The following is an 18408-nucleotide window of genomic DNA, read 5'->3' as shown; positions in this document are numbered from 1 at the left end:
AAGCTGTCTCACACGACTGCTCTTTAGCGGACGTGAGGAGGCAGTTTTTTTATTTTTTTAAAAGAATTTTGGGATGCTTTGTGAGATACTACATGGAGAGGTGAAGCACTATGAAAGATTTTAAAGGAATGGGTTTAGATATAAGTTTGGTTGAATCCCTTGAATCACAAGGAATTGAATCACCCACTGACATACAGAAAGAAACGATCCCGGTTATGCTTAAGGGGCAGGATGTGATGGCTCAGGCACAGACTGGAACAGGGAAAACTTTCGCTTTCTTATTACCGATATTAGAGAAGGTAGATACAGAAGCAGATCATGTACAGGCTCTAATCGTTACGCCTACACGTGAGCTGGCTCTTCAAATCACCACTGAATTATTGAAACTAGTTAATGGGCGGTCGGAAGTAAACGTTCTTGCCGTATATGGTGGACAGGATGTAGAGAAGCAGATATCAAAGCTTAACAAACACGTTCATATTGTAGTAGGAACGCCTGGGAGATTATTAGATCACATTCGAAGAGAGACGATCGACCTTTCTCAAACAAACTTCCTTATACTTGATGAGGCAGATCAAATGCTGCATATAGGTTTCTTAAAAGAAGTTGAGGATATTATTTACGAAACGCCAGATAGTAGACAAACAGCTCTCTTTTCAGCTACATTATCGAGTGATATTCGTAGCTTAGCAAAACGATTTATGCGTTCTCCTATAACGATAAAAGGGAAAGAGAAGGGAAAGACGGTTGAAATTGTACAGCAGTACATGATCGAAACAACAGATCGAAGAAAGTTTGGAGCCTTAACGGAGACGCTCGATGAAGCACGTCCTTTCTTAGGCATCATATTCTGTCGTACGAAACGTAGAGTGAGTAAACTTTACGGAGATTTAAAAGCGAAGGGTTATTTAGTTGACGAACTACACGGAGATCTGTCACAAGCAAAGCGGGAGAGCGTCATTAAGAAGTTTCGTGAAGCAAAAATTCAGTTTCTTGTCGCGACCGATGTAGCTGCAAGGGGACTTGATATCGAAGGGATTACACATGTGTTCAACTACGATGTACCTCATGATGTCGAAAGCTACATTCACAGAATTGGAAGAACAGGTCGAGCTGGTGAAGGTGGTACAGCATATACATTTATCGCTTCTAAGGATAAGCAAGCAGTTCCAATGATTGAGAAGGGGATTGGTAAGCGTATCGAACGCAAATCTGTAGAGAGCGCTCTACCTTCGGGGGATGACCGTGATCCTGCACGTGGTAGAGAAGATAGAAGTCGATCGCATGGCAGACGGAAAAACAGTCGAAGTGGTGGCAGAAACAGAAGGTAAAAAAAAGGTATCTGCAATCGCAGATACCTTTTTTACCTTTCAGCTGCACTTTTTCCTGCCGTGAACCCAGTAACGAAAGCTGAAGTGATGTTATATCCACCGGTATAACCATGGATATCTAGCACCTCACCACAGAAGTAAAGTCCTTTCGTAAATTTCGAAGCCATTTCTTTTGGGTGAATTTCTTTAAGAGAGACGCCTCCACCAGTAACAAACGCTTTGTCAATCGGTAACGTACCATCGACAGCCACTCGGAATTGTTTTAGTGAGCGAACATATTCTCGTACTTTTTCTTTCGATAGATGTGCGTACGTCGTATCTGGGGATAGTCCAGCTCTTTCGAGTAGAAACAGCATGTAGCGCTCCGGAACTTTTCCTTTCCAGATATTTTTAATTGCCTTTTTAGGATCTTCTTTCGCAATCTTCATATGTTCGCGATACAATTCTTCTTCATTTTGGTCAGGTACTGCATCGATTTGAAGGGGAATAAATTGTGCGTTGAACTTCTTTAATGCTTTGACAACATATTGACTACAGCGTAATACTGCTGGTCCAGAAAGTCCGATATGTGTGAAGATCATGTCCCAACGGTGTGTCTTTATCACTTTTCCTTTAGGGTTCAAAACTGACAAAGCTACATCACGGAGCGAAAGACCTTGAAGCTCTTTATTTTTGATAAAGGGCTCGCTCGATGTGAGGGGAACTTCGGTAGGATAAAGCTCTGTAATCGTGTGTCCCCCTTCCTCTGCCCAAGCATACCCGTCTCCTGTTGAACCAGTGTGAGGAACTGATTTTCCTCCAACTGCAACGATGACGTTCGAAGCCGTTATCTTCTCATTCGACTTCAGTAAGACACCTGCAACAGCACCGTCTTCATAAAGGACCTTTTCGACAGGTGTATTTACCTGAATCGTTACGTTAAGTTCTTTTACCTTATTAAGGAGTGCGTTCACGACAGACTTTGCATCATCCGTAACAGGAAACATCCTGCCGTGATCTTCTTCTTTAAGCTTGATTCCCAAGCCTTCAAAAAACGAAATGATATCTTCATTATCAAAGATATTGAAGGCGCTATATAAAAATTTCCCATTTCCAGGAATGAATTTAATCAATTCATCGAGGGGGAGTCTGTTCGTTACATTACATCTGCCGCCACCAGAAATGGCAAGTTTTCTACCGAGTTTATTTCCTTTATCAACGAGTAGGACAGATGCTCCATGCTCAGCAGCAGCTACAGACGCCATGAGTCCAGACGGTCCACCACCAATCACGACAACATCATACTTCATGCTTACACCTCTCTCATTTTGCTACAAACAAACATACCATAATTCATTTAAAATAGAAAAGTCACGAATCATAGATAATGTTTGTTGTTCCTTTATAAATAGCTTAAAATGGAGAAGTGTCTATAATTGACTGTAGAAAAAAGGATATTATTGACGAATTTATATAGAGTAATGGTAAGAAGTAGGAGTTGGAGAAATGTCTGATTCGAATGTGGTTAGAGGGACGATGCTGTTGACAGCAGCTACCCTTTTTTCGAGAATACTTGGAATGATTTATATGTTTCCTTTCACTGCCCTAGTAGGTACTTCAGGGATCGCGTTGTATAATTATGCGTATACCCCGTATACGATTATGCTGAGTCTTTCAACAGTTGGAATTCCACTTGCTGTTTCAAAGTTTGTTTCAAAATATCACGCGCTCGGAGATTATCGAACAGGAAGACGATTATTCAAATCCGGATTGCTGCTCATGACGTTCACAGGGTTTATTGCATTTCTAATTCTTTTCTTCCTTGCAGAACCGATTGCACGGTTTGTAATCGAGGAGGGAAGTAAAGGGAATACCATTGCTGACGTTACACTTGTTATAAGGGTTGTCAGTCTTGCTTTATTGATCGTACCAATCATGAGTTTAACGCGAGGGTTTTTCCAGGGGTTACAATCGATGGGACCAACAGCCGTGTCTCAGGTTGTGGAACAGATCTTCCGTATCGTATTTATATTAGTAACTAGTGTTATTATTATGCGTTTTCTGGACGGAAACGAAAAGACTGCAGCAACGTTTGCAACGTTCGGTGCGTTTGTGGGGGCTGTAGGAGGTTTAATGGTTGTTTTCTGGTACTATCGTAAGCGTAAACCTAGCTTAGATCGTAATTTAGAGGAAAGCACGGTTGACCATGATGTTTCATTAAGTGATATGTACAAAGAAATCGTGACATACGCGTTCCCGTTTGTCGTCGTGGGACTTGCGATTCCGTTGTACCTGCAAGTCGATACGTTTTTTATCAATCCAGCTCTGCAAAGTATCGGCTATGATGAGTCTACTTATGAAGCTGTCTTTGCCATTATTACAGGGCTTGCTCATAAGTTGATCATGATTCCTGTTTCGCTCGCCACTGCGCTTGCGATGACGATTATTCCAGCAATTACAAAATCGTTTACGTCACAAAAAGAAGGCGCACTCCAGAAACAGCTTACCCAGACATTTCAGATGTTGCTATTTCTGACAACGCCCGCTGCGATTGGGCTTGCAGTGCTTTCTGAGCCTGTGTTTCGCGTTCTTTATCCAACGGTAGATCAAGACTTAGGAAGCCATTTGCTGATGTGGTACGCTCCGACAGCAATCTTGTTTGCTCTCTTTTCTGTTACAGCTGCGATTCTACAAGGAATCAACAAGCAGAAGTTCGCAGTATATAGTTTGCTTTCAGGACTTGTATTAAAAGTTTCACTAACATACCCTTTAGTGGTCTTACTTGAAGGAAAAGGAGCAATTATTGCCACTGACATAGGGCTAATCACGTCTGTAATCGTTACTGTTGCTATCATTAAAAGGTATACAGATTTTCAGTTTGCATTTGTTTTTAGAAGGATTTTACTGATTGGAATTTTCGTTACGTGTATGGCTTTCGCTGCTAAATTAGCAACGATGCCTTTAGAAAGTGCAATGCCTGATCTATATCGATCTCAAAGTGAAGGTGGAAGCATGTTGTTTTCTATCGTTAATTTACTGATCGGTATTGGGGTAGGTGGGGTACTCTATCTATGGCTTTCTTACCGTTCGAATCTCGCTGGACTCGTCCTAGGAGAACGGTTCAGTTTCCTTAAAAGACGCTAAAAATGAAGGCCGCTCGGCCTTCATTTTTGTGAGGTGAAAGAGTTGTTTTTCTTTTTATTCGTAGTAGTTCGTCTCGTCAATCTCTTCTTCTCGGATTCCGAGGTACCTCTCGATTCTTCTCACTCTTCTATTTAGACGATTTAATCTTCTTCTTATCTGGTTGAATTGTTCTTCTGTATAATTATAGCCTGGATAACCTTGCCCACCACCAGGTCCTCCGCCTGGTCCACCACCCGGATATTGCGGGTAACCTCCTCCGCCATACCCAGGAAATTGCTGCCCCTGTTGTCGATAATCCAACGTTGATGACCTCCTTATTAAGACTACGAGATAGTCTATGAAGGAACTGGGCATAGTTGCTGGGCGTTTATCATGGTTACACTGAATTTTTTTGGTACCAATTCAATTGCTCACCTATTCCGAGTCCTTTGAGAGGTACTTCATAGTTAAATTCATACTGCTTCAGCTGAGGTTCAATATGTTTTCTATACACGGAGCCACCATGCAAATAAACAGTAATGTTAGAAGGGGACTCTTGCTCTCTAAATTGTGAAATAAGCTTTTGCGCCCATTCCTCTCGTTGATGGTGTGTTAATGTTTTAATAGATAGATCGTATGGATCCATCATATCGTCTGGTAATAAAAGCCCGTCTTTGGCATTATAAAAATACATTCTGTCGTAGTGATGCAATGCGTATTCTAATGTTTTTTGAAATAAAGGGCTTTGATAAAACTCCGTAACCGGAGCTGATTTTGTACTTTTCTTTCGTGCGGTAGCTAAAAGTCCAACTTTTTCAGTCATTCTATCACTCCAAACGTACAAATTAGCATTTACCGGTTACTTACCCTAGATTTACAATAATTATGCTCATATTTTATTTTTTTTGGAAATTACATGGAAAAAGGAGCGATTGAACATGCGTATCGATAAGTTACTTTCTAATATGGGATATGGAACAAGGAAAGAAGTAAAAAAAATCTTAAAAACAGGTGCGGTTAGAGTGGATGAGTCAGTCATCAAAGATGCTAAACAGCACGTCGATCTTGAGAATGATCACGTTACAGTTAATGGGGAAACCGTTGAATATAGAGAATACATCTATATCATGATGAATAAGCCCGCAGGTTTCATATCGGCAACTGAAGATGAAGAGGAAACGGTAATTGATCTCCTTATTCCAGAAGATCAAATTTTTAATCCTTTCCCAGTTGGGCGCCTAGACAAAGATACAGAAGGATTACTAGTTATTACGAATGACGGTAAGCTAGCTCACCATCTCACATCTCCAAAACACCATGTTCCAAAAACTTACTATGCAAGGATCAATGGACGTGTTACAGAAAAGGACGTTGAGGCATTTGAAAATGGAGTTACGTTAGATGACGGGTATAAGACTAAGCCAGGAGAGCTAACGATCGTTGAAGAAGGACCTATTTCTCAAATCGAACTCACTATTCACGAAGGTAAGTTTCATCAGGTAAAGAGAATGTTCGAAGCGGTTGATAAAAAAGTCATCTATTTGCAAAGAATCAGCATGGGTGATCTTGTACTTGATCAAGATTTAGATGTAGGAGAATATCGTGAATTGACTGAAGAGGAAGTAGAACTCCTTAGAAAGTAACCCATCGTTTCTTTTTTGCAGACTAAGGGAATACACCTTGTAGTCAGTAAAGAAGGAGAGGATAGGATGTTAAAGATTGGGAATGAACTAATTAACTTGCGTATCAACGATGAGCAAACTGTGAATCAAGTCTACTTTGATGAATCGTTGAATGCAGCGACCTATTTAGAAATCAGTAATGATAAAACGAAACAAAAAAATCTTGAGCCGGATCATCATGCTGAAGACGTCTTAAATTCAATTCAAGCTTCAGGTGGGCAATATACACATGATAATTATCCTGTTACGGATGATGACTTTGAAGTTTCTGAAAAAGAGAGTGTGTTTATCCCTTATTCAGGATTGTCATGGAACGGTAGTCAACCTGTGATAAACAACCGAGAGGACGAAGTTAAACCGACAGAACTCGCAAATCACTATTCGTACAATTTGTTATGTAAAGCAGAAGTTCATACTGAAGACGGCCAAAAGCTTGGTAAGGTAAGAGATGTTTATATTGCTAAGACAGGAGAAGTTGAGGGTCTTGAACTTTCTGAAGGGTTCCTTTCAGATTTCTTAATGAGTGGACAACCTTATATGAAGGTGAATGAGTCGGTAAAGCTTGTAGATGGGAACGTGATTGTTCCTAAAGATTTTCACAAAGAATTAGCTAAATAAACAATAGAAAAAGCCGTGGACTAGTCCATGGCTTTTTGTGTATCATACTTTTGAATTTTGCTTGTAAGTAAACTCTTTAACCAACTTTTACTTTCTTACTCGTAGTAGTCCATACTCCACGGTTTGGGCTTTTGACTAATTCATTATAGGCCAGGACATTTAAATCTCTTTGAACTGTTCGTTGGGTAATACCAAACTCTTCAACTAACTCCGTTGTACTGACGGTACCATGCTTGCTAATAAATAAATAGATAGACTTGATACGGGTCATCATTCGATCAGTTGAAGTAATACTCAAAGAACCACTCCCTAACGTGTAATCAATGCCATACTCTTAGAATAGTTTCTCACTATTAAAACAATATGAAGGAAACGTAAAGATATACTTAATTTTCTGATGATTCCCTCATTAATAAGATGAAAGTCTGATTGGTCTGAGTGCTTCGTATTAAACTGGAAGTGATTTCTAGCTGTTGTGGGTAAGTCCCAACTTGGTGTAATGATAAATAAGGATTTTCTAACTTTCACAGTAACATATCGGCATTGTTAGTATAATAGTATAATTCCACCTCTATTGCCAATTCCCTTTAATTTACCTGTTTACACCTCCTCTTTAAAGTTTATTTTACAATATCTCGGTTATTTCGGCAAAAATTTTCATGCCATTGTCTACATCTTCCTTCTTCTTCCCTCCTTTGCTATTCTTATAGGAGCAGGCTATAGAAAGGAGGAACATCATGTTCGTTCGATTATTCATTAAGAATGCACTAAAGCTAAATAACTGGTTTATGTTTTATACGACAGTCGCTCTCGTCGCAATCAGTTCGGTCATTATGAGGCTGATCGAACCGGAAACCTTTCCCACACTATTCGACTCGATGTGGTGGGTGATGACTACTGTAACCACTGTAGGCTATGGTGATTATTTTCCATTGACAGTTGGCGGTAGGTTATACGCCATATTCCTTTACATTGTTGGAATTGGACTCTTAGGGGTCGTCATAGGGAAATTAGTGGACGGAGTAGCAGAACTGAAAAAGAGGAAGGAGGAAGGGAAATTGAACTATCACGGACAAGATCATATCGTCATAATAGGTTGGTCACAGAAAGCTTCCTATGCAGTATCGGAAATTGTGGATTCGGATAATTGTGAAATCGTCATAATCGATAAACTTCCAAAAACACCTATCGTTGCGGATCATATCCATTACATACAAGGTGATGCTGCAGAAGAAGCAGTCCTCAAGAAAGCTGCGATTACAAAGGCCCGGGCAGTACTCGTTTTCTCAGATGATTCGATTCATGATTCGTTATTAGCAGATGGAAAGTCTCTAATCATCGCAAGCTCTATTGAGAGAATGTCAACTGAGATACATACGACAGTAGAAGTGATGAAGGAAGAACATATTAAGAATTTCGCCCATGTCCAGGTAGATGAGTTCGTACTATCCAATGAAGCGATCTCTCGTATGGCTGTACGAGCTGCATTTACAAAAGGGATTTCAAGCGTATACTCTCAGCTGTTGAGTAGAGGACACGGAGAAAATTTATATGAAATTCCTGTAAGGAAGGAATGGACAACTTATAAAGATGCGTTTGAGGCATTACTTCAACAGGGGGCAACACTCGTTGCGGATCGAAATCGCATGGACATCAATCGCCGTCTTGATGAAGCGATACCAGCCGATGCAAAGCTATTTGTGATTTGTGATAAGCCGGTTTATCAGAGTTTGATCGGGAAGGAGAGAGGTTCATGAGTGAAGTGAATTGGTCAGAAGAGGTGCTTAAGAGAAAAGAAGCGCTTTTATCAGATCTTAATGGCTTATTAGAGATCGAAAGTGTGTTGAACGAAGAGGATAGTACTGAAGAGGCTCCGTTTGGCTATAAGGTGCGAGAAGCATTAGATTATATGCTTCGCTTAGGAGAGCGTGATGGCTATCAAACGAAAGATGTTCACCATGTTGCAGGTCATCTGGAATTTGGAGATGGAGAAGAAGCGATCGGCATTCTTTGTCATGTAGATGTTGTACCTGCTGGTAGCGGATGGACAAGCCCCCCGTTTAAACCTGAACTTAGGGAAGGAAAGCTCTATGCAAGAGGAGCGATCGACGACAAAGGACCAACGATTGCGGCCTACTGGGCGATGAACATCGTAAAAGAATTATACCCTTCGTTATCGAAGAGAGTGCGAATGATCGTCGGTACTGACGAGGAAAGTTCGTGGCGTTGTGTAGATACGTACTTCAAGCAAGAAGAAATGCCAGTGATGGGCTTTGCGCCAGACGCAGTCTTTCCAATTATTTATGCAGAAAAAGGGATCGCTGATTTTGAATGGCATTTCCCAGCTGTGAAGACAGAGCAACATGATCTAGTGTTAAAATCATTCGGTGCCGGTGAACGACTGAATATGGTTCCAGATTTCGCTAGTGCTGTATTAATAGGTGAAGAGAAGGTGCTTTCTGAACTAAAAACGGTTTTTGAAGAGTTTGTATCTCAAAGACATTTGAGTGGGAATACATCATTAGATGAATCGTTGACCATCGAGATAGAAGGAGTTTCAGCGCATGGATCTAAACCTGAGCAAGGGAATAATGCAGCGTTCAGATTAGCAGAATTTCTTTCAGGAGTAGGTCTTGATACGGGCGGAACGACTTATATCGATTTCATTACAAAGTGGCTCACCGATGATTTCAAGGGTGAAAAGCTGGGAGTGAACTGTGAGGATACCATTACGGGCGATTTAACCATGAACGCAGGAACGTTCTCATACACAGCTTTACACGGAGGTAAAATAGGCATCAATCTTCGATACCCTGTTACATGTGATTTTAGTGAGGTGAAAACTCAGTTTGATAAAGTTACGGGACCTGAGGGAATTACGATGAACATCATTGATCATATGACACCCCATCACGTTCCTGAAGATCATGAGCTGATTCAAAGACTACAAAGAGTATACGAAAAGCAAACGGGAGACGTTGCTGAGCTTCTTTCAATAGGAGGCGGAACATATGCCCGGTCATTAGACGCTGGAGTTGCATTTGGCGCGTTATTCCAAGGTAAACCACAGATGGCCCACCAAAAAGATGAATACGTAGAGGTTAGTGATTTGCTGAAAGCAGCAGCGATCTACGCGGAAGCGATTTATGAACTAGCAAAATAACAAACGCCATGGCGGTAAGCCATGGCGTTTCACGTTATAGGGAACTAAAAAGATCGCTAGATAAATACCTTTCTCCTGAATCACACGTCATCGTTACAACGACTTGGTCAGGGGAAAGTCGCTGAGCTACTTTCATAGCTGCGTAAACGGCTGCTCCTGATGAAGGACCGACAAGAAGTCCTTCTTGACTTGCAAGTTTACGGGTTACTTCGTAAGCTTGTTCGTCTTTTATCTGGATAATTTCATCATAGATCGAGGTATTAAGAATATCAGGGATAAAACCAGGACTCGTTCCAACGAGCTTATGTTTTCCAGGTTTGCCTCCTGAAAGAACAGGAGATCCTTCTGGCTCTACAACATGAACAGTCATGTTCGGGTAATGTTCTTTTAGTACTTCTCCAGTGCCGGTTACGGTTCCACCCGTACCTGCTGTGGAAACAAAAGCGGCAGGGGTAACTCCTAGTTCGTTCATCGCTTCAATAATTTCCAAAGCAGTAGACGTTCGATGTGCATCCGGATTTGCAGCATTTTCAAATTGCATTGGAATAAAGCTGTCTTCAATTGTCTCAGCTAATTCCTTTGCTTTTTTGATTGCACCAGGCATTTTCTCAGAAGCAGGAGTCAAGACTACTTTTGCACCGTAAGCTTTAAGGAGTTTGATCCGCTCTTCTGTCGCGTTGTCAGGCATGACGATGATGGCAGGATATCCGCTAGCAGCAGCGTTCATTGCTAGTCCAATCCCTGTATTACCTGATGTAGGTTCGATAATGGTCGATCCGGACTTGAGTAATCCTTTTTCTTCAGCGGTCGCAATCATGTTATAAGCTGCTCGGTCTTTTACACTTCGGCTTGGGTTAAAATATTCTAGTTTTGCGTATATTTTAGCACCATCAGGATTCGGAACCCTGTTTAATTTAAGAAGAGGAGTATTACCGATAAGTTCAGCCATGTTTTCGTAAATCATGTGTCCACATCCTTTCGAAATTTATAAGAGTTTATCTTTATCCAATAAAAGGTTAAAGTTAAGGATAAGTTTTATTGTGATGCTTCTTTTACTGTTCCCTATTATAGCAAATGATAAAGTAGAGGATAAGAAGTCGGCTCAAAAGATAAATGCAAGAAGATTCAGTTTTTTGGTAGAATATAATCATCTAAAGGAGTGGGGGATAGATGAGCACCCATTATTTCATTGCGATCACGCTCGAAGATATGAAATCTGAGCTGAAGTCAGTGCAGAAAAACCTAGATACATCTCTATTTAAGCATGTTGTTGAACCGGATGATTTTCACATTACATTGCAGTTTCTTGGTGAAGCGAAGGAAGAGCAATTAAGTGATTTAGGTGAACAACTAAAGGAAATAACTGAGAATGTAAGTTCATTTGAGATCACGCTAAATAAAATCGGGACATTCGGAAAATTATCTCAACCTCGTGTACTGTATGTAGATGTGGAGAAGACCAAGAGCCTAGAGCATTTACATCAGATGGTTGCCGAGGCTTGTAAGGATTCCGGTTTCAGAGTCGATCGCCGAGAGTATCGTCCTCATATTACGCTCGCTAAAAAATGGCGATATCCAGAAAAGAAAATAGGGAGAAATACCCCAGATATTCATAAAGCATCGCAAGAAATCTCAAGTATTGGATTATTCAGAGTGGCACCGTTTGAAATACCCAGGTACAAGTGTGTAGCGCGTTATGAATTTAAAAAGTAACCTTTTCATCACCATACTCCAACTCGCATTATTGTTTGGGTTCTATCTTATAGGCGTCTCAATCCAAAAGTTATTCGGTTTATTAATTCCAGGAAGTGTAATAGGAATGGTACTTCTTTTGGTTTGCCTCTATACGAACCTATTACCAGAGCAATGGGTTTCAAAAGGGGCTACGTTTTTATTGAACCACCTGCCGCTATTTTTTATCCCTGTTACTGTTGGTGTCATGAATCACTTGGATTTCTTTAATGGTAAAAGTCTTTGGTTAATACCGATCGTTCTTGTCAGCACATGGATTATTATGATCACAACTGGCTTCATTGGTCAGACACTTGTAAATCGAAAGGAATAGCGTCATGTTTTTATTACAAGCCATGTTTTGGCTCATCTTTACAATTGCAATCTATTTTATTTTTACTCTTCTCTATCGACTTCTGCCATATCCATTCCTAATTCCAATCTTGACTTGCACGGTCTTGCTAGTAATCTTGCTCACATCTTTTGATGTTTCTTATGATACATATTTTAGCGGTGGAAAGGTTATCGATGCATTTCTAGGACCAGCGATCGTTGCTCTTGCCTATCCCTTATATAAACAAAGAAAGCTCCTAAACAAGTACAAAAACGAGCTTCTTTCAACTGTCCTATTATCAAGCATGTTAGGAATTCTTTCAGGTTATTGGCTTACCCTCCTGTTTGGATTTGGAGAAGTGATTCAGTTCTCCTTTGTTCCGAAGAATGTGACGACCCCTGTCGCTATGGAGGTTTCAAGAATGATCGGTGGAGAACCAGCCCTTGCCGTTATTTTCGTAATGATCGCTGGAATAGGAGGAGCTGTAACGGGTCCATGGATTTTGAAACTATTTAAGATTACAAACTTCCTTGGGGTCGGTATTGCGTTAGGGGGAGCTTCTCATGCGATTGGTACAGCAAAAGCGCTCGAATACGGTCAAGAAGAAGCAGCGGTTAGTTCGATTGGTATGAGCCTTTGTGCGCTATGTGTCTCGGTCTTAGCTCCTATCTTAATAAATTGGCTATGAATTCAATTAATCAAGCGGTCATTTTCTATAAGAGAAAATATGATGATGTGTAAACACCTTTGTAAAGGATGGGATCAATGAGAAATCACTCTAATTATCAAACTGATAGTCACGCTTTTACTGCTTATTGGGATGATTTCAATGTGATAACAGTAATGGTAGAAGAAGGTATAGACGATCATCAAGGCTTTACGTTAACGGATGGTCACCTTGATATCAATCTAGAGATCAATGGTGATTTCAAACTTGGCAAGAAGAGGATCGTTTCATTGTTAACAGATTCAGACTACCATCCTGGCACAGAATATTACCTCATCCACTCTAGTGGTGAAGAGGCGTTGGTGATGACAGGTAAAGTTGTCCGAACAAAAGCCTTTGATGAAAAGTACCATTACGATGGTGAACTTGGCAATTCACTAACGAAGAAAGGATCTTTATTCAAAGTCTGGGCACCTACTGCTACCAACGTTATTGTAAATATTTATAATGACTTATTTCAAAAAGTAGATGAACTCCCAATGATACGACAGGATAAAGGATTATGGGATTGTGAAGCGAATGGCTATGGAGAAGGAACTTTATACACGTATAGCGTTCGGGTTAACGGGAGTACGAAGGAAGTAGTGGACCCATATGTTAAGGCGGCTACCTCAAATTGTAAATTTGGCATGGTCACAGATCTTTCTAATACCAACCCTCCAAATTGGGATCCTACGGTAAAACCAGCGCATGCGAAATCCTCAGATTCAATCATTTATGAATTACACGTTAGGGATTTTAGCATCCAAACGAAAAGCGGTCTAAAATATAAAGGGAAATACAAGGCTTTCACAGAAGAGTTACCAGAGAAAGACGGCATTCCACAAGGACTGAACTATATAAAATGGTTAGGTGTTACGCACGTTGAATTGCTTCCTATTCAGGATTTCGGTAGCGTAGATGAGATGAAAGCAGAGCCACAATACAATTGGGGATACGACCCTATTCATTACTTTGTTCCTGAAGGTAGCTATTCTACAGATTCTCATCATCCTTATACGAGAATACGTGAAGTGAAAGAAATGATAGCTGCTATTCACAACAAAGGGCTAAGGGTGATCATGGATGTGGTTTACAATCATGTGTACCATCTAGAGGCTTCTAATCTAGAGAAAATCGTACCAGGATATTATTTCCGATACGATCATGGCGGGAAGCCTTCGAACGGTACAGGTGTTGGAAACGATACAGCTTCTGAAAGAAAGATGATGAGAAAACTCATCATCGATTCTGTCACGTACTGGGCGAAAGAATTTGGAGTGGATGGATTTCGGTTTGACTTAATGGGCATTCATGATAAAGAAACGATGAAAGAGGTTCGCTATGCGATTGACTGTATCGATCCTACCATCTTACTATTTGGAGAAGGATGGCATCTGAACACCATCTTACCTGATTATCGTAAGGCAACGATTTCACATGCTAAGGAACTTCCAAGAATCGGCTTTTTTAACGACCGTTTTAGAGATTCTGTTAAAGGAAAACTATTTGATACTCATTCTTCAGGATTTGCTACTGGAAATTTCTCAGTTAAAGAAGACGTGAAGAAGTGTATAATGGGAAGTGTTGAGGATTATTTTATTACAGCATCCCAGTCGATCAATTATGTTGAATGCCACGATAATCATACGTTATGGGATCGATTGAATCGCAGCCATCCTCATTCTAACGAAGAAGTTAAACAACAGATGCACCGACTCGCAACAGCGATTACGATTCTTTCACAAGGAATTCCTTTTTTGCATGCCGGTCAGGAGTTTTTTAGAACGAAAAATGGGGTTGAAAACAGCTACAAATCACCAGACAGGGTCAATAAGTTTGACTGGAGAAGGATGAGGGCTGTAAAAGAGAACGTTACCTACTTGAAGGGTCTTATCGAAATCAGAAAGTACTTTTCTGCCTTGCGTATGTCAGAGATCCATGAGATGCACAGCATTCAATTTATTGACTCCCCTGAATCGATGATCGCTTATCGAATAGATCAAGAGCACAGTGACGATAAGATTGTCGTGATTCATAATGCCGGTCATCATTCTGAATGGATTTATATTGGTGAGGGAGAGAAATGGATAGTGGCTAATGGTACAGAAGCAGGAATCGATCCATTAGATAAAACACATGACAGTTCTATTTTTGTAGCGCCTTTAAACACTGTTGTATTAATAAAGATGGAATAAAAACATGAAGAATTCATTAACCTGTGTTATAATTTTTTATTCGTAGGCGGTTTTGAACAACGTCCAGAGATTCTGCCGCCAAAGCAGAGGACAAAACTTCCAGAATCTACAAACTAACAGAAATCGAAGGTGAATTTGTTGGAGAACATTTTAGGCGAAGGCTGGCAGGTGACCCCTGCTGGCGGAGCGACAGGTGAAGCATACTTAGCTCAATATGGAGACGAGAAACTATTCCTTAAGAGGAACTCCTCGCCTTTTCTGGCTGTTTTGTCGGCGGAAGGAATTGTACCGAAGCTTCTCTGGACCAAAAGACTTGAGAATGGGGACGTCATTACAGCCCAGAAATGGCTGCCTGGGAGAGAGCTGAAGGCGTTTGAGATGAAAAAGCCTAGAGTAGCAAAGCTGCTAAGGAAGATCCATCGTTCTTCAGAACTTCTTAGAATGCTTCACCGTCTTGGAAAAAAGCCTCTATCCCCAGATGTAATCTATCATGACCTGATCATGAAATTTGATGGTCATCATAGAAAAGATCCCGAAGTGGAGAGTGCTTTGTCTTATTTAGCTTCAAACAAAGACAATCTTGATCATGTAGAAAAAGTCGTTTGTCATTGTGACGTCAATCATAATAATTGGATGTTCAGTGATGAAGGAAATCTATACTTGATTGATTGGGACGGGGCTGTCGTTGCAGATCCAGCTTTAGATATCGGAATGCTGCTATATTGGTACGTACCAAAAAATGAATGGGCAGACTGGTTAACTCATTACGGGTTGTCAGTCACAGAAGGGCTGAGAAAAAGGATGTACTGGTATGTGCTCGCTCAAACCCTATTATCCATTTATTGGTACGATTATAAAGGTCTCTACGGAGAAGTGGAATATTGGAAGAGAGATCTTCTTAATCTAAATAAAAATCGACTTACTGATAATGATTGATGGTATCTACCCACTGGCTTAAATTTGGCTGGTGGGTTTCTATATGGTTTAATAAATCGGCTTGTTGCGCTCCAGTTGTACTGTACTCCTCTATCTGATCTAAGACTTGTTTGATCTCAGGAGCGATCACATGGTTTTGTTTTAACAACTTTGCAAGCCTTTGAACTTGTTCACATTCAGATGTTGTACCTGTGCAATCAGTACGGTGGTTGGTTAAAATATCAGCTAAGATCGCGAGCTGATGTTCATGCGTGAGTGGCATTGTTCATTCCTCCTTTGATCATTCTATTGAGTAGGATGACATGAACTGAGCCTTATTATGTAAAATCAATAAAAAAACACGGACATATTTGGTCCGTGTAAGCTTGTTGAGAAACCTATGTCATTAATCGGTGTGCTCCCTATGCCGTAGTCGATGACGATCGCATGCTTTCCGCGGACGAACGTCCAAGCCCGAGGTGAAACCCACACCCCGGTCTCGGCCGTCCGTACGACCGCAGGAGTCCGCGATCGTCTCTCCTACTTGATGAGATTTAATCAAAAACGAATCTTCCGCCCAATGGTTTAACAGACGAGTAACGTTAATTGAAACGGAGATGGTCGTCTACTCTCATCGCAACACCGAGACTTTCTCTACACTCTAACACGGACATATTTGGTCCGTGTTTTACTTAGTGTCTCCTTTTGCGCCCCATCCAAATAGAGCGAGCACTGACAATACTATAACGATCCATGGAGCCCACATGATTAGAAAATGTTCCATAAGATAACTCCTCCCGTTTGGATTGATTTTAATACAAGATAACATATATCGAGAGTGATTGCCTTTATGAGACCTTCCTATTCGGAAAGTTTCATGGTAAAATGTCGATTGTGTGAACGATAGGCAAATAAGGAAGTGAAAGTATGCGTCAGCGCAATAAACCATGGGCAGAGGATATGTTCGCGGAACATCCTACCTTAGTACCAAATGCTCCGTCTGAGTTAAATGGCAAATGGAGCGAGGTCTTCGGAAACAATAATCCAATTCATCTGGAAGTAGGAACAGGAAAAGGCCAATTTATTATCGGAATGGCTAAGCAATATCCTGATATAAATTTTATTGGAATCGAGTTATCCCCGAGTGTAATGGTTTCCGCTTTGGAAAAACTTATCGAGGAAAACATCACGAACGTTCGATTGCTGAACGAAAATGCTCAGAACCTAACGGAGCTTTTCAACGAGAATGAGTTGAGCAGAATTTATTTGAATTTTTCTGATCCATGGCCAAAAAATAGACACGAAAAAAGAAGATTAATGTATCGTACATTTTTAGATCTTTATAAAACAGTTTTAAAATCACAATGTGAGATTCATTTTAAAACGGATAATCAGGGTCTTTTCGAATATGCACTCCACAGTTTCTCAGACTATGGAATGGTGCTTCATGAAGTGAGCCTTGACTTGCATCAGAGTGATTTTGAAGGAAATGTCATGACTGAATATGAACAGAAGTTTTCCTCAAAAGGCAGTAGGATTTACCGTTGTGTCGCTCAGTTTCGATAAGAGAACCGAAAACGGTTCTTTTTTTGATAATATTTGAAAGCGTTTACTAAAGAGAAAAATAAACTAAGTAGGTGAAAGGAGATCGTCATGGAGAAATTTCAGCTAGGCTCTTTATCGATTCACTGGTTAAGAGGGGGCGTTACTCACATGGATGGAGGAGCAATGTTTGGTGTTGTTCCAAGGCCATTGTGGAGTAAGAAATATCCGGTTAATGAACGCAATCAAATCGAGCTAAGGACAGACCCACTTCTTGTTCAATGGCAAGGTAAAAATATCCTTATCGAATCAGGGATAGGTTCTGAGAAGCTATCAGAAAAACAAAAAAGGAATTATGGGGTAAATGAAGAGTCTGACGTGAAAAACAGTTTAGCGGAACTCTCGCTCTCCGTAGAAGATATTGATATGGTATTGATGACTCATCTGCATTTCGATCATGCATGTGGACTAACAGAGCCTGCAGGTGAAGGGTATCGATCTGTATTTCCAAATGCAGTCATTTATACTTCTGAAGTTGAATGGAATGAAATGAGACACCCGAATATTCGTTCTAAGAATACATACTGGAAAGAGAACTGGGAAGCGATCGTGAATCAAGTTCGCACCTTTAACGAATCGATAGAAGTTCTACCTGGATTAAAGATGCACCACACTGGTGGCCATAGTGATGGACATTGTATTATCACAATGACCGAAGATGAACAAAAGATCATCCATATGGCTGATTTGATGCCTACTCATGCTCATGTGAATCCACTTTGGGTCCTGGCTTATGATGACTATCCGATGACGTCGATCTACGCCAAGGAAAAGTGGATAAATGAAGCTGTAAAAGAAGAAGCGTGGTTTATCTTTTATCATGATGCGAGTTATCGTGCGCTGAAGTGGAACGAACGCTATGAAATTATTGAGGAAATAAAAAGAGAAAAGTAAGTAATGTTAAAAAGACTGCAGCATATGCAGTCTTTTTCTTATGTCTAAATGAACGGTTTTAAACGTTTGTTGATTGTTTTTGAATTTATTTGAACAAAAATGATTGATTTATGAAAGTGCTTACACTATAAT

At 40.5% G+C, this 18408-nt stretch carries 20 protein-coding genes; 13 read left to right on the top strand and 7 right to left on the bottom strand.

The features are described from left to right. The first annotated feature begins 110 nt into the window (after positions 1-110). Positions 111-1331: a DEAD/DEAH box helicase gene (locus tag PFZ69_RS03580; RefSeq protein ID WP_270179646.1), complete on the top strand. Its 1221-nt coding sequence runs from the start codon at positions 111-113 to the stop codon at positions 1329-1331. A gap of 32 nt (positions 1332-1363) precedes the next feature. On the opposite strand, the gene PFZ69_RS03575 is transcribed toward PFZ69_RS03580, so the two are convergent. Then, complete coding sequence (locus PFZ69_RS03575) at positions 1364-2620, bottom strand: NAD(P)/FAD-dependent oxidoreductase (RefSeq protein ID WP_270179645.1); 1257 nt, start codon at positions 2618-2620, stop codon at positions 1364-1366. A gap of 196 nt (positions 2621-2816) precedes the next feature. Here PFZ69_RS03575 and PFZ69_RS03570 point away from each other — a divergent pair, with 196 nt between their 5' ends. Then, positions 2817-4454, top strand: coding sequence for a putative polysaccharide biosynthesis protein (locus PFZ69_RS03570; RefSeq protein ID WP_270179644.1), 1638 nt, complete (start codon positions 2817-2819; stop codon positions 4452-4454). 54 nt (positions 4455-4508) lie between these two features. Here the strand turns inward: PFZ69_RS03570 and PFZ69_RS03565 are convergent, their stop codons facing one another. Then, the gene (locus tag PFZ69_RS03565; protein ID WP_270179643.1) at positions 4509-4754 is read right to left on the bottom strand and encodes a hypothetical protein; all 246 of its coding nucleotides are present in this window, start codon (positions 4752-4754) and stop codon (positions 4509-4511) included. Positions 4755-4830: 76 nt separating this feature from the next. Next, positions 4831-5256 (bottom strand): DUF6884 domain-containing protein, encoded by a 426-nt coding sequence (locus PFZ69_RS03560; RefSeq protein WP_270179642.1) that lies wholly within the window; start codon positions 5254-5256, stop codon positions 4831-4833. Positions 5257-5371: 115 nt separating this feature from the next. Here PFZ69_RS03560 and PFZ69_RS03555 point away from each other — a divergent pair, with 115 nt between their 5' ends. Continuing rightward, positions 5372-6076 (top strand): pseudouridine synthase, encoded by a 705-nt coding sequence (locus PFZ69_RS03555; protein WP_270179641.1) that lies wholly within the window; start codon positions 5372-5374, stop codon positions 6074-6076. Between the two features lie 66 nt (positions 6077-6142). Next, positions 6143-6733, top strand: coding sequence for a PRC-barrel domain-containing protein (locus PFZ69_RS03550; RefSeq protein WP_270179640.1), 591 nt, complete (start codon positions 6143-6145; stop codon positions 6731-6733). 76 nt (positions 6734-6809) lie between these two features. Here the strand turns inward: PFZ69_RS03550 and PFZ69_RS03545 are convergent, their stop codons facing one another. Further along, on the bottom strand, positions 6810-7007 hold the full coding sequence (locus tag PFZ69_RS03545; protein WP_270180608.1) for a DeoR family transcriptional regulator: 198 nt from the start codon (positions 7005-7007) through the stop codon (positions 6810-6812). Between the two features lie 463 nt (positions 7008-7470). Between PFZ69_RS03545 and PFZ69_RS03540 the strand changes: the two genes are divergently transcribed. Then, entirely contained in the window at positions 7471-8490 is a 1020-nt protein-coding gene (locus tag PFZ69_RS03540; RefSeq protein ID WP_270179639.1) for a potassium channel family protein, read from the top strand. Then, complete coding sequence (pepV, locus tag PFZ69_RS03535; protein WP_270179638.1) at positions 8487-9896, top strand: dipeptidase PepV; 1410 nt, start codon at positions 8487-8489, stop codon at positions 9894-9896. The genes PFZ69_RS03540 and pepV overlap by 4 nt, the downstream gene beginning before the upstream one ends. A 34-nt stretch (positions 9897-9930) precedes the next feature. Here the strand turns inward: pepV and cysK are convergent, their stop codons facing one another. Continuing rightward, a complete protein-coding gene (gene cysK / locus PFZ69_RS03530; protein ID WP_270179637.1) occupies positions 9931-10860 on the bottom strand; it encodes a cysteine synthase A in 930 nt (309 codons plus the stop codon). 206 nt (positions 10861-11066) lie between these two features. Here cysK and thpR point away from each other — a divergent pair, with 206 nt between their 5' ends. The 5 genes from thpR to PFZ69_RS03505 all read left to right on the top strand — a co-directional run bounded on the left by thpR (position 11067) and on the right by PFZ69_RS03505 (position 15801). Beyond that, positions 11067-11609, top strand: a complete 543-nt coding sequence (gene thpR / locus PFZ69_RS03525; protein ID WP_270179636.1) for an RNA 2',3'-cyclic phosphodiesterase — start codon at positions 11067-11069, stop codon at positions 11607-11609. Further along, entirely contained in the window at positions 11593-11961 is a 369-nt protein-coding gene (locus PFZ69_RS03520; RefSeq protein WP_270179635.1) for a CidA/LrgA family protein, read from the top strand. Before thpR ends, PFZ69_RS03520 begins: the two co-directional genes overlap by 17 nt. Positions 11962-11965: 4 nt before the next feature. Next, positions 11966-12649, top strand: a complete 684-nt coding sequence (locus tag PFZ69_RS03515; protein ID WP_270179634.1) for an LrgB family protein — start codon at positions 11966-11968, stop codon at positions 12647-12649. A 77-nt stretch (positions 12650-12726) separates the two neighbouring features. Then, positions 12727-14865: a type I pullulanase gene (gene pulA, locus PFZ69_RS03510; RefSeq protein WP_270179633.1), complete on the top strand. Its 2139-nt coding sequence runs from the start codon at positions 12727-12729 to the stop codon at positions 14863-14865. A 138-nt stretch (positions 14866-15003) separates the two neighbouring features. After that, positions 15004-15801: a phosphotransferase family protein gene (locus tag PFZ69_RS03505; protein ID WP_270179632.1), complete on the top strand. Its 798-nt coding sequence runs from the start codon at positions 15004-15006 to the stop codon at positions 15799-15801. Here PFZ69_RS03505 and PFZ69_RS03500 read toward each other — a convergent pair. Both PFZ69_RS03500 and cydS read right to left on the bottom strand, forming a co-directional pair. Beyond that, on the bottom strand, positions 15785-16063 hold the full coding sequence (locus PFZ69_RS03500) for a YtzH-like family protein (protein WP_270179631.1): 279 nt from the start codon (positions 16061-16063) through the stop codon (positions 15785-15787). The genes PFZ69_RS03505 and PFZ69_RS03500 overlap by 17 nt on opposite strands. Before the next feature lie 405 nt (positions 16064-16468). Further along, positions 16469-16564, bottom strand: a complete 96-nt coding sequence (gene cydS, locus PFZ69_RS21000; protein WP_442865089.1) for a cytochrome bd oxidase small subunit CydS — start codon at positions 16562-16564, stop codon at positions 16469-16471. A gap of 143 nt (positions 16565-16707) precedes the next feature. Here cydS and trmB point away from each other — a divergent pair, with 143 nt between their 5' ends. Together trmB and PFZ69_RS03490 are read left to right on the top strand one after the other, a co-directional pair. Next, positions 16708-17346 carry a tRNA (guanosine(46)-N7)-methyltransferase TrmB gene (trmB, locus tag PFZ69_RS03495; RefSeq protein WP_270179630.1) on the top strand — a complete coding sequence of 213 codons (639 nt, stop codon included), beginning with the start codon at positions 16708-16710 and terminating at the stop codon, positions 17344-17346. A gap of 87 nt (positions 17347-17433) precedes the next feature. Then, on the top strand, positions 17434-18276 hold the full coding sequence (locus tag PFZ69_RS03490; protein ID WP_270179629.1) for a YtnP family quorum-quenching lactonase: 843 nt from the start codon (positions 17434-17436) through the stop codon (positions 18274-18276). The last annotated feature ends 132 nt before the right edge of the window (positions 18277-18408 follow it).

The organism is Alkalihalobacillus sp. CinArs1, assembly GCF_947387515.1.
GTDB lineage: Bacteria > Bacillota > Bacilli > Bacillales > Guptibacillaceae > Guptibacillus.
This window is presented reverse-complemented; position numbering and strand designations above follow the sequence as displayed.